Genomic DNA, 13,758 nt, shown 5'->3' on the forward strand with positions numbered 1-13,758 from the left:
TGCTTTGAACGTGATAATTAGTAAAAGCAAACGGTACCTACCGTTATCAGGGCTAAGATGGTCATTATGACAATTTGGGTGGTACCGCGGAAAAATCCGTCCCTATTTATAGGGGCGGATTTTTGTATTCTTTGAAGGGAGGTGAGTGACCGTGGATGATGACGATGACAACAACAATAACGTAAATAAACAAAAAATTAATGGAGGGAAAAATAATGGATTCAATAATGAAGCGTTCACTCACAAAAGAATGTACGGAGCAAAGTGGAAAGGTTGTATTACTTCAAGGATGGGTAAAAAAGATTCGTCATCTAGGTAATGTTAGTTTTTTATTATTACGGGACAGAACAGGAGTAATTCAATGTGTATTAGAAAACGAGTTAGCTGGATTCAAAGTCGATGTAGAAAGTGTTGTCCACGTAATTGGTGAAATAGTTGAGACGTCAAAAACAGAATTAGGGGTTGAAGTGCTTGCTCACGAAGTGAAAATATTAAATGGCGCAGAACCACTTCCATTTGAAATAAATAAAAAGAAATTGCAAGTTGGCTTGGATCAACTACTGAATGAAAGGGTATTATCATTAAGGCATGAGAGAACTGCGGCGATATTTAAAGTGAAATCTACACTCGTTCAGAGCTTTAGTGAATTTCTTATAGAGAACGATTTCACGCATATATTTACTCCGAAAATTGTTTCACAAGGGGCAGAAGGAGGAGCGAATGTTTTTAAACTTCCATACTTTCAAAAAGAAGCTTATTTAGCACAATCACCACAGTTTTATAAACAGATGATGGTAGCTGGAGGGTTAGAACGTGTTTTTGAAGTTGCACCTGTTTATAGAGCAGAACATCATAATTCTTCCCGTCATTTGAATGAATATATATCGTTAGACGTAGAACTTGGATTTATTCATGATTTTTATGAAGTGATGCAATTAGAAGCGGATGTTTTACGATATATGTTTCAACAAGTAGCAAAAACCTGTGAAAAAGAACTACAACTATTACAAATAGAAGTACCTGTTATTACAGAAATACCGAAAATTACATTGTTACAAGCGCAAGAAATTTTGAAAAGTAAGTACCGAAAAGAATCGCCAATTGGAGATTTAGATACAGAAGGTGAGAAGCTATTAGGGAAATATGTGAAGGAAACATATAAGAGTGAGTTTGTTTTCATTACACATTATCCGAAAGAAGCTAGGCCGATGTATACGATGCCGAATAATGAGAATCCATCTATTACTGATTCGTTCGACTTACTATATAAAGGACTAGAAATAACTTCAGGGGCGCAGCGAATTCATGATTATGAAATGTTACACGCTTCTTTTAAAGAAAAAGGATTACATCCAGATAAATTTCAATCTTATTTAAATACATTCCGATACGGTTGTCCCCCGCACGGTGGTTTTGGAATTGGATTAGAGAGAGTTGTATACAAACTATTAGAATTAACAAATGTACGAGAGGCGAGTGCTTTTCCGAGAGATTGTACGCGTCTTATACCGTAATAATAAACCCCTTCTATAGTATAGAAGGGGTTTATTCCTTTCAACACATGTTAAAAGGAATAATTTTTTGTGTGAAAATATGTAAATTATATTAAGAACATTTTATAATGAATTGAGAAAAAGAAAATTCATAAGTTATAATGAAATATGAATATAAAAAAAGTTCATATAATAAAGTATGGAAGGGTATGAAACATGTTATATCAAACTCAAGCAACACAACAAACACCAGCTTATATAATTTATCTTCTTGATGTAAGCGCATCAATGAACCAAATGATGGATGCAGGCGGAGAAGAAAAAAGAAGAATTGATATTGTAACGGATGCTCTTTCTTTAGCGATTCGCCAAATGGTATTTCGTTCAACAAAAGGTAGTCGCTTGCTTCCGAGATATAAGTTATCTATTTTAGCCTATAGCGATCATGTTTTTGATTTATTGGGTGGTGTGAAAACAATAGATGAGGTAGCAAGACTTCGCCCACTAGAAAAAATCCAAACGCATCGTTTAACTGATACAGCGAAAGCTTTCTCTGTAGTGGAGAAGTTATTGCAAAAGGAACTACCAAATTTACAAGACGGGCCAGCTCCTGTTGTTTGTCATATGACAGATGGGGCATCAACTGGTGAAGATCCAGAATCAATTGTACGAAGAATTATGAATATGTCTGTACCTGATGGAAACGTAATAATTGAAAATATTTTTATTTCAGATGAAATTATGCAAGACCAAATTTCTAATATAAAGAAGTGGGAAGGAATTATGCCAAATACAGAGATTACAGATGAATATGGTGCAAAGTTGCAAAGACTTTCATCGCCTATCCCTCAAAGCTATCGTGAGATGATGACGGAACATGGGTTTCATATTGCAGATGGTGCTGTGATGATGTTTCCTGGGACAAATGCGGACTTAGTATCACTTGGATTTCAAATGTCTGCTGCAACGCCGGTTCGATAGGAGAGAGAAGTATGATGAAATATATTCTATCTCAAGAGAAAGAAACGGTATTGCAAGACAAGGAAACTAAACATTTTACTTATCGATATAGCTATGTAAGAGCAAAAGAAACGCAGGATTTAAACGAGAGTGGACAAGACTTTCTAGTATTTCTAGATAATGGAACTAGTTTCGTATTTGCGTTATGTGATGGTGTAGGGCTATCTTTTCATGGTGAAATTGCTGCAAAATTTCTTGGTATGAAGTTAGTAAACTTGTTTGAAACATGTCAAGAAAGTGGACTGGATATTGCTACATTATTAAATGAACAGTTAAAAAATTGGATAGAAGAAGCTTCAGAGGAAGTGAGTGCATTTCGATTGCCAGAAGAAACACCGTGGTTACTTCGCGATGTATTAGAAGAAAAGCGAAAACAAGGTAGTGAAGCGATGTTTATCGGTGGGAAAATAGAGCTGATTCCAAATGAAGATAAAGTACAAATAGCGATAGTTACACATGGCGATTCATTTGTACAATTGTTTCAAGATAAAGAGAATTGTTTGAATGTAATGAAGTTTGAGAGAAATATAGAGAAAAGATGGTCTACGCAGCGGGGCATTATTGGTGGGGAATTGGCGGTTTTTTCAAAGACATTATCCAGGCAAGAAGCTAATCGGATAGTTATTCACTCAGACGGACTTGTGCCGCTTAAGCAGTATAACTTTGAGGAAGTGTTAAAAGAAATTGAGAGGGCACAGAACTCTCCGACAAGCGATGATATTTCATTTTTAGATATTTCTTGGTAACAAACATGATGGAAAAAAGGTGAATAAATGTGGAAGAGATTATTGTTACATACATAAAACAGTCAAATGAAGAAATAGATATTGCAATTCCAAATGACGTAAAAGTGGTGCAAATTATTGAATCGATTTTACATCATGAAAAAATAGATGAAGCATTAAGCGGGATCTATGAAATTAGAGTGGCAAAAGATAAAGAGGAGTGGCATTCTATTCGAAATGATGAAACGTTGCGCGATAATGATGTATGGGATGGACAATATGTAATGCTACATAAAAAAGGAGCAATTATCCCTTCTTTTGAAATGATGCCAGCAGAAGAAGTTTATAATGAACCTGTTAAACAAGATATGTCTTCTAGTGAAGAAGATTATGTATGGAAAATCATTGAGTAATAGTTTTTGGATGGGGAAGGAGAAATGTTTTGTGCAAAAATCACCGTATTTTCAACGCTCTCCGCGTGTGAAAGTAGATATACCGACAGGGGATGTTATTATTCATGATCCACCGAATATACCGGAGGAGCCGAAGTTTTCAATTGAAACAATGTTACTGCCTGCAATGATGACGGTTTTAACATTGGTATTATATTTTGTAATGATGAAATTTATGAAGATGAATGCAAGTTATATGCCATTAATGATGGTTTCAAGTATTCCGATGTTGGGGTCATATCTATTTACAACAATGGGATATTTCCGTAAAAAGAAAGAACATCGTCAAATGGTTGAACAATTACAAACAAGATACTTAGAGCAAATTCAAAAGCATCGAGTGGAATTAGATACGTTAAAGGTTGAACAAGCAAAATATTTAATTACACAAAATCCAAGCCCATTAAAAAGTGTACAAAGAATTGAAAATCGGGAAAGTAATTTATGGGAGCGTACACCTGAAAGTCCGGACTTTTTAGATATTCGTATTGGAACTGGAGAAAGACCATTCCTTGTAGAATTGAAGGTGCCTGAGCAGAAAGGTTATGAAGAAAATCCATTAGTTACAGAAGCACAAAATGTGAAAAGGGATTTCAATACGATACCAAATGGACACATATCTATTTCTTTGAAAAAAAACGATGTAATTGGTGTAGTTGGAAATAAAGAAGATAGACTAAACTTTATTCGAATTGTAACGACGCAAATTATGACGCATCATGCACCAAATGAAGTGAAAATAGCAGCATTTTATCATGAGAAAGAGAAAAAGCAGTGGGATTGGATGAGGTGGCTTCCTCATGTATGGGATGAACAGAGAAGTATGCGCTTTTTATCTGAAAATCAACAAGATGCACAGAAACTAGCTGAAGTATTATTTACCCCACTTAACATGCGTAGAATCTATAATTCCTCTGCGCAAGCGGATGCCAAAGTTCCTTTAATTCCGATGTATGTCTTTTTCTTATCAGCGAGAGAATTATTAGAGGATGACCCTTTAATACCAATGCTACTTAGAGAAGGGGAAAGTGTAGGAGCTTCTACATTTATTTTTGCGGAACAGAGGGAACGTTTACCGATGGAATGTGATCTTGTAATAAGCTTAAATGGAGAAAATGGTGAATTAGTAGAAACGTTTTCAAGTTCAGCTGAGAATAGTGGAACAACGCGTGCTAGTTTTAAAGTAGATCGACTTTCATTCGAACGCTGTGAATTAGGAGCGCGAAGTATTGCTCCAATTCGAATGAAAAGTTCAACAGCAGCCAACATTCCGAAAGTATTAACATTTTTGGACTTGTTTCAAGCTAAAAACATGGAAGAATTACAAGTGCTAGAGAGATGGAAAGAAAATCGATACCCGACTTCATTGCCGGTTCCAATTGGTGTAAGAGAAGGAAGTAAACCTGTTTTTCTAAATATTCACGATAAAATAGAGAAAAAAGGGCATGGTCCGCACGGTCTAATGGCTGGTACAACTGGATCAGGAAAAAGTGAAGTAATTCAGTCTATAATAGCGGCGTTAGCGGCAACCTATCATCCTCATGAGATGGCATTTATGCTTATCGACTATAAAGGTGGTGGAATGTCAAACACATTTGCGGGATTACCGCATATTATTGCATCTATTACGAACTTAGAAGATCCAAACTTAATTGAGCGTGCCAGAATTTCATTAAAGGCAGAATTAGAGCGTAGACAAAAATTATTCATTCAGGCTGGAAATGTCCAGCATTTAGATGAATATTATGAAACAAGCTGGCGCGAAAAAGAACCTTTACCACATTTATTTATTGTTATTGATGAGTTTGCTCAAATGAAAAAGGAACAACCAGAATTTATGGACGAGCTAATTAGTGTCGCTGCAATAGGAAGGACGTTAGGAGTTCACTTATTATTAGCAACTCAAAAACCTTCAGGGGTTGTAAATGACAAGATTTGGAGTAACTCGCGTTTCCGAATTTGTTTACGTGTACAAGATGATGCGGATAGTCGTGAAATGTTAAAGATTCCAGATGCATCAAAAATCAATGTACCAGGACGAGGGTATCTCCAAGTTGGTAGCAATGAAGTATTGGAATTATTCCAATCAGCATGGAGCGGAGCACCGTATAATCCAGATGAAGAGAAAGTTCTTGATATAGTTGATTTTACAGAAGTTAAGCTCTCGGGTGAAAGAATAAAAGTGAAAAAGCGTCCAAAACCAATGACAAATAGTCCAAAACAACTACAAGCTTTTATTCAATATGTACAGAGCGTATCAGAAAAAGAAAATATTAAAGCATTACCAGGACCTTGGCTGGATCCATTACCAGAAAAATTATTGTTAAAAGAATTTTATGCTATGGAAGATTGGACAATTGCTGAGTGGAATAAATCAAAAGAATATTTACAAGTAACAGTAGGATTAATTGATGATGTTGCAAATCAAGCGCAATTTCCGCTGAAGTTAGATTTACAAGAAGGACACTTAAATATTTATGGTATGCCAGGAACAGGAAAAACAACGATGTTACAAACAATTATTATGTCTCTAGCAGTATCTCATACACCAGAAGAAGTGAATTTTTATATTATTGATTTTGGTCGTATGTTCTTAGATTTTAGAGATTTACCTCATGTAGGCGGGGTTGTACAAGAGGACGAAAATGAAAAAATGAAACGTCTATTCGGATTTTTAAAGAAAGAAATCACGTATAGAAAAGAGAGTTTTTCTAATATCGGTGCAAAGTCATTCTCTATGTATAATCGAATGGTTGGAAAGAAAATTCCTGCTATCGTTGTAATGGTAGATGGTTATATAAGATTTAAAAATGAATTCGAAAAAGAGAATGAAGTATTAGAAATGTTATTACGCGAATCAAGCACATATGGCGTGTACTTCTATTTCTCACTTAATCAAACAATTGATATGTTTGATCGTGTTCGTAATAATATACCGATGGCAATTACATTTGAATTGCAAGATAGAGCTGAATATCCTAGTTTAGTTGGTAGACCGAATTTCCCGTTAATTGAAGTTCCTACTGGCCGTGGGTTAATGAAAGGACAACCACCTGAATTGTTCCAAGCAGCACTGCCGTTTATAGGTGAAAGTGAATTAGAATACTCACAGCAATTAAAAACGATTATTCAAAAAATGGGCAGTGAATGGAATGGTGAAAAAGCAAAAGAGATTCCAATGGTTCCTAAAGAAATATTTGTAGAAGATATAGTTGAGCAATTAGAACCAACTCAAATTTCTGCAGGAGTTGAAACAGACGATATCCGTTTGCAAAATTTTTCATTGGACGAAATGAATCATATATTTATTGGTGGAAGAATAGAAGGCGGGAAAACATCATTATTACAAACACTTCTTTTCACTACTACATACCAATACTCTCCAGAAAAGGTTGAGCTATACTTAGTAGATCTTGGTGAAAGACCTACTGGCATATTAGCTCTTGGAGATTTACCTCATGTGAAGAAGAGAGTTACAGATGATATGCAATTAAAAGAAATGTTAGATGAATTGTTAGAGCTAATAAATAATAGAGAAGCAGTAGTACCTTCTATTGATCCAAACATAACAGTGGAGTTTCCATATAAGAAAATAATCATTGCAATTGATGATATTGATCAAATGTTAACGGTATTATCAACTGATTATGAGGCGAAAAATAAAATGGAACTAATAGTTCAAAATTGTAAAAATAAAGGGGTTCATTTTTTAACGGCGGCTACAACATCTAGTGTAAATAGCTTTTCACATGAAAAATGGTTTGGAGAAATTAGAAAGAGAAGTATAGGTTATTTATTAGGAACGACCCACAATAACGATGTATATTTCTTTAATATGAAACTTCCACATGCTGAAATCGATCAAGAATTATTAAGTGGGGATGGATATTGCATACGTAGAAAGCCAATAAAAATAAAATGTGCATATACACCATTACATTTACTTCGCACGATGACAGACAAAATTAGTGTGAAATGGTCTGAATTAAAAGTGAAATAATATTAAAATAGGGTTAAATTACTATAAAATAGAATTTTTTTGTAATTTAACTCTTTTAAAATTGTATGAATATAGTTTATAATCTAATTGTTGTATCATTTATGATTTGAAAGGGGAAATTAATAAAATGACAGAAATTAAAATCAGACCAGAAGACCTTGAAAGAATTTCTAATAACTTTAATAACGCAGCTGCGGAAGCACAAAGTCAAGTTAATAGACTTGAAGGCGATATTAAAAGCTTAGATGGACAATGGGCTGGGTCAACACAAGCAAAATTCAGAGGGGAATTTGAAAATTCTAAACAAAAAATGCAACAATACATTCCTATTTTAGAAGGAATTTCGAGAGACCTAAAACGTATTGCTGAGAAATTCCGTAGTACAGATAACACATACTAAGAATAGAACAATTGCAAAAGACCAGGAGCTATTGTTCCTGGTCTTTTGTATGAAAAATTGTCATATGAGAGTAAGGGGATAAAATGGGATTCCGACCGGAAGTAGGAGAAGAACTTAGTCTTAATAAAGATGTTTATCGGTTTGAGAAACATCCAGCAGTAGTTGGGATTGAAATGCCATATGGGCAAGAAGGTAGACAAGGAACAGTCTATCAACTACAACATGAAAATGGTATGGAACGAATTGCATTAAAAGTCTTTAAGGAACGCTATCGCGAGGAAAAACATCAACTAGCATTTTTGAAACCACTTTCTTCCTTAGCGGGTCTTAAAGTATGTTCACGCTATATTGTTACTAAAGAAGAACATATATCTGCTATCGAAAAATCTGAAGATCTTGCTAACAGTATTGTAATGCCTTGGATTGAAGGTCCAACTTGGGCTGATATTTTACAAGAGCAACGAATGTTATCAAAAGAACAATGTTTCTTTATTGCAGAAGCATTCCTTACAACACTTAAAATGATGGAAGAAAATGAAGTTGCTCATAATGATTTATCGTCTAGCAACATACTTGTACCTTTCTTAAGTGAAAATCCAATTAAAGGTCAACACTATATCGAACTTGTTGATGTTGAGCAAATGTATGGCCCAAAAACGAAAAGACCTTCGTTATTGCCAGCAGGTTCAGCGGGTTACGCACCGATGTATTTAAAAAGTGGAGTATGGCAAAAAGAAGCCGATCGATTTGCTGGTGCTATTTTATTGGGAGAAATATTAAGTTGGTGTAGTGAAGAAGTTCGAAATAAAAAATGGACGGATGCAAGTTACTTTAAAACGGAAGAAATGCAGACAGAATGTGAAAGGTATACGTTACTTCAGGAAGTATTACATGATGAATGGAACGGGGAAATTGCAAAATTATTTAAGCAGGCATGGAGTAGTAAATCTTTCGCAGAATGCCCAAGCTTTGCACAGTGGTACAATGTATTTAATAGCGCGAGAGAAAGAATAAAAATTGATGCGGAAAGGCAGTCAGCAGAAGAACACTCTCTTTTTGTATCAAAATGTTTGGAAATTGCAAGATTATTAGAAGAGAGAGGATTTAAACAAGCGGCATTAAATGAGTATAAAATAATTTTCAATTCACTCAATCCATCAAAAGCTCTACAAAAAGAACTCGCATATATCATTCAAACTATGGAGAGTCAAGAGCCTGAAATAAATAATAAAATGGTCCTACAACATTATTTGGAATTAGCTACTGAATTGGAACGAGAAAACAATGCAGCATTTGCTTGTTTCGTCTATTCACGAATCGTACAATTTCCAAACATTGACCAGGCGTTAAAACAGGAAATTGAAAGCATTATTGAAGAGATAAAAGAAGAGCAAGGAACACAGTCGCAGCAAGAAGTAGCAGCTACAATTACAGTGCCAAATAGCATTCTACAGAGCCGAAAACAAACGAAAAAACAAATGGAATATGATGTGGATGATGAAATTTTAAATGCAAAAGCATCAAATCAACCACTCACAATAACGCATGAACAAAGCGAACCATCGGCTTTTTCTACATGGTGGAAAAAGAATAAAAAGCGAATTTTGATTATTGGTTCAACTGTAGTGGTTGTTATAGGTGGTTCGACGTTGTTTTATTTCTACACAACAAACGCTAAATATCAAAAGTTTATGGAACAAGCACGACAAGCTTATGATGATAAAAAATATACAAAAGCTGAAGAAGCTGTTGGACAGGCAATTGCTGTGAAGGGTAAGGACGAGGCTTATCTCCAATTAGCAACGATTTACGTTGCTGAAGGAAAAAATAAAATTGCAATCGATTATATTACAAAACTAATAAAAGATAGAGAAATCGATAAAGAAAATAATGAAGCTGCTTATCTATTGGCTTCAGCGAATTTCCGAATTGGAAAATATCAAGAAGCAGTGCAAAATTTTGAACAAGCGTTAGCGAATAATGCAAAAGGAATTGAACCATACAAAAAAGATGCGATGCGAGATTTAGCTGTAAGTCATATGAAAATGAAAGAATTTGAAAAAGCGGAAGATGTTATTGTCAAAATGAGCACGAAGACAAATGAGGATAAGGCAATTGTTTCTTATTTAAAAGGTCAATTATCAACCGCAACGGTACAGTTAGACAAAGCAGAATCTTTCTTTAAAGAAGCTATTATGCAAGATTCAAAGAATGCCATATATACAATTGAACTTTCAAATTTATATGTGCTTTGGAATAAAACAAATCTAATTGATAGTGCAAAGAAAGAAATGAATTATCAACAAGCATCTCACATTTTACATGTAGCGATTCAAAAAGATATGAAAAATATTGAGTTGTTAAATCAACTAGGAATTGTGTATTACGAAGCGGGTCAATTTTATGAAACGCGAGATGGTGCAAAGAGTACTGCTGCATATCAGCAAGCGTTAGAAGCTTACAATAGAGTTGTCAGCAGTGGAACACGCGACATAAATACGCTTGTAAATATAGGGATTTTATACGATAAAGTGGGACAAGGAAATGAAGCAGAGAAGCTTTTCACAGAAGCATACTCACAAAACGACGAAAATCCACATGTGAATTTTGCATTCGGGATGTTTAAAATTAAACAGAAAAAATACGAGGAAGCAAGTCGTTTCTTAAGAAAAACAGTGCAAGCAAATGAAAATGAATCCGAAGTGAAAGCTGCGCAAGAAAAACTAACAGAAATGAAAACAAACGGTTGGATTCAATAAAGATAGGAAAAGGGGAAAAGGACATGGAGGAAAACAATAATAATTTAGGGAAAAAAGTCGCTATATCAGTAATGTCAGTAGCATTACTAGGGACATCAGGATATCTTGTGTATGACAAAGGCTTTAAGACAGCAGGAAAAGAACAAGTAAAACTAGCAAGTAATACAGAAGAGAAAAAAGATGATCGTATTACAGGGGGCGATTTACAGTCTATGTTCCCCAATTTAGTCGCTGATCCTGCAAAAAAAGATGAAAAACCCGGCGAAAAACCAACAATTAATTTAGCAGACTTAATTGGAAATAATAAATCACCAATTACGCCAGTAACATATAAACCAGATGAAGTATCGGTGGAAAAGAAAGATCCACAAATTAAATTATCGGATGCACCAACTCCGCAAAAATTAGATTTACCAACTAATATGGTTGGACCTGTGGCAGAGCCAAGTAAAAATAATGATAATGCTCAATTACCTACCTCTACTGTAGAACCGCCAAAAACTAATACTGGAACAGGAGGGACTGAAACAGGAGGAACTGGAACAGGAGGGACTGAAACAGGAGGGACTGAAACAGGAGGAACTGGAACAGGAGGAACTGGAACAGGAGGGACTGAAACAGGAGGGACTGAAACAGGAGGAACTGGAACAGGAGGGACTGAAACAGGAGGAACTGGAACAGAAAAACCAGAACCAAAACCGGATCCAGAACCAAAGCCAGAACCAAAACCAAAACCGGATCCAGAACCAACACACCCAACAATTACAGTATCACCAAAAACAGGTGATATTTTAGTTGAGTGGTACGCAGGAAATGGAAAATACTACTCATCTGTTTTCTTTAATGATTTTTATACGAGTCAAAAAGAACTGGATGAAAATGCATTAAATAATTTAACGAACTACTATAGCAAAAAAGAAGACTGGACGCTCGTTAGCCAATTGAATACACCATCAAAATCAAAATCGATAGCTGAACATAAGCTAGCATTAGATAATGTAGAACAAATTCTTACAAGTGGTGAATATTCAAATGAGAGAGCACTATTCTATTTACGTAATCAAATGAATGTACTAAATGAATCGGTTACTACACAAGAAGAGTTACAAAGATATTTAAGTGAAAATAAGAAAGATTATATTAAATCTGTAGCAGAAAAAGTTTATCAAACAGCAATAGAAGAAAAAAGAGAGTGGTCAAATACAGGGGATGTAGCATCTTTAGAACAAGCATTAAGTAAATTTTATTTAGTTACATCAGTACTTGAAAGTGTAGATCCTACATTAGTAGAAAAAGCGAATCAAGGTGTAGAAGATATTTTCAACAAGCTATTACAAGAAGAATTACAGAACCTTAATATCCAAACAACAGTAGTGCAGTCTGCAACTGAGACACAAGAAAAAGCAAGCCCTGTAAAAGAAAATACTAGCAGTAATGAAGGAAAAGCAGTTACAGAAGAAAATGAGGCAACAAGTACAACAACTGAGAAAAACCAAAAAGATGCTAAGACTGAAGGTACCAAAAATAACGAGAAAACAAATAATATCGATTCAAGTACTCAAAAAGCACAAGTGAAATCTGAACCATTTAGTCAAGAAATCGAGCAAATAGAAACATATTTAAATCCAGCGAATCCACAATATGAAAATGCTTTACTATTAGCAAATCAGTATATTGACGGTGCAACAGGAGAACAAAAAGAAAAATTAGAACAGCAATTTAGTGCGGCTGTAGAGGGACTTCGTGGACAAATTAAAGATTCTAATTTCAAAGTCGAAGATGCTATAAATAAAGCGAATTTATTAGCAAATACGACAAGAGTAGAAAAATCCGTTCAAGATGAATCTCATAAGTTATTAATGCCGCTAATGTTTGAAAGAAAAGCAAACGATGCTGCAAATAATGGAGAATATTATACAGCAGTATTAAATATTGCAAATGCAATTCGTACAAAGCACCCATTGGAACGTTCAAGAGAAGAAATGGTTAATTATGCGAATAAATTATGGACAGATACAGAAAATGAATGGAATAAAATGAATGGAACGACAGGATGGCAAAGTGAAGTAGGTAAAAACTTATTACCATCATACACATTACTTGCACAGTTAAAAGATATTGATAAAACGATTAGCCAAATTAGTGGTATGAATATGATTGATAATGCATCAAAAAAAATGGAGGGAATTCAACTTGTGCAATTAGCAGGTGATGAAGCAAATAAAGAAGGACAAACGAGCCTTTATAATGCTTTACATTATTATGGTCAAGCAGCTTCACGCGGTGTGGTTGACAAAACAGGATTTTCTAATGTAGCTGGTCTTGTAATTAAAGAAGCAAAACAGTTAGAAAAAACGCAATATAAATCAGCGTTAAACAACTATCAAATTTTATATAAAACACCAGGTATTGAAGAATTAGGAATTAAAGATGGGGTAAAAGCGGCAATTGAGTATTTGAGTACATTTGAAGCTGCAAAGGTAAGCGGGAATAAAGATACGATTGAAGATTTAGCTTCAGCAATTGAATTAACTTACCACTCTATGGAACTAGGATATCCAGAAGCAGATGCAAAAGAGTGGATGAATACGGTAGCTCTAAAAATGTTTAATAAAGGTGCAGGATATATGTCTGCAACTGATACGAATAATGCGTATAAATGTTTTGAATTTTTAACTCGTGATAAATATGCAAATGCTATTAATGGAGAAATAACGAAACAAGCAAAAGAGAATGTAGAAAAAATTAAAGCAATGAGCGTTCAAAAATAATTGGATTTGACATGCGCCATCTTACTTTACGTAAGATGGCGAAATTATTTCGCATAAGGAGTAAATATTAATGAGTTTAGTAGAAATTTGAATTTTACTAAACTCATTAATTATTCATTAAATCCACACTATGCATAA

General features: G+C 34.7%; 8 protein-coding genes and 1 other annotated feature (1 of these 9 running past the window's edge). All 8 genes read left to right on the plus strand.

Annotation, left to right across the window (positions count from 1 at the left end; all coding sequences use genetic code 11):
* Nucleotides 1-107: a binding site (T-box leader), on the plus strand; it begins 105 nt to the left of the window's first position.
* Between the two features lie 108 nt (nucleotides 108-215).
* The 8 genes from aspS (at nucleotide 216) to FS742_RS03315 (ending at nucleotide 13,620) form a co-directional block, all read left to right on the plus strand.
* On the plus strand, nucleotides 216-1,514 hold the full coding sequence (gene aspS, locus FS742_RS03275; RefSeq protein ID WP_144611184.1) for an aspartate--tRNA(Asn) ligase: 1,299 nt from the start codon (nucleotides 216-218) through the stop codon (nucleotides 1,512-1,514).
* A 195-nt stretch (nucleotides 1,515-1,709) separates the two neighbouring features.
* On the plus strand, nucleotides 1,710-2,474 hold the full coding sequence (locus FS742_RS03280; RefSeq protein ID WP_144611185.1) for a vWA domain-containing protein: 765 nt from the start codon (nucleotides 1,710-1,712) through the stop codon (nucleotides 2,472-2,474).
* An 11-nt stretch (nucleotides 2,475-2,485) separates the two neighbouring features.
* Nucleotides 2,486-3,259, plus strand: coding sequence for a hypothetical protein (locus FS742_RS03285; protein ID WP_144611186.1), 774 nt, complete (start codon nucleotides 2,486-2,488; stop codon nucleotides 3,257-3,259).
* Between the two features lie 29 nt (nucleotides 3,260-3,288).
* A complete protein-coding gene (locus tag FS742_RS03290) occupies nucleotides 3,289-3,651 on the plus strand; it encodes an EsaB/YukD family protein (RefSeq protein ID WP_144611187.1) in 363 nt (120 codons plus the stop codon).
* A 31-nt stretch (nucleotides 3,652-3,682) separates the two neighbouring features.
* Complete coding sequence (gene essC, locus FS742_RS03295; protein WP_144611188.1) at nucleotides 3,683-7,690, plus strand: type VII secretion protein EssC; 4,008 nt, start codon at nucleotides 3,683-3,685, stop codon at nucleotides 7,688-7,690.
* A gap of 127 nt (nucleotides 7,691-7,817) precedes the next feature.
* Complete coding sequence (locus FS742_RS03300; protein ID WP_000136048.1) at nucleotides 7,818-8,090, plus strand: WXG100 family type VII secretion target; 273 nt, start codon at nucleotides 7,818-7,820, stop codon at nucleotides 8,088-8,090.
* Nucleotides 8,091-8,173: 83 nt separating this feature from the next.
* On the plus strand, nucleotides 8,174-10,849 hold the full coding sequence (locus tag FS742_RS03305) for a tetratricopeptide repeat protein (protein WP_144611189.1): 2,676 nt from the start codon (nucleotides 8,174-8,176) through the stop codon (nucleotides 10,847-10,849).
* A gap of 23 nt (nucleotides 10,850-10,872) precedes the next feature.
* Nucleotides 10,873-13,620, plus strand: coding sequence for a hypothetical protein (locus FS742_RS03315; protein ID WP_186327136.1), 2,748 nt, complete (start codon nucleotides 10,873-10,875; stop codon nucleotides 13,618-13,620).
* Nucleotides 13,621-13,758 lie beyond the last annotated feature (138 nt).

Origin of the sequence: Bacillus cereus (assembly GCF_007678085.1) — a bacterium.
Lineage (GTDB): Bacteria > Bacillota > Bacilli > Bacillales > Bacillaceae_G > Bacillus_A > Bacillus_A cereus_BE.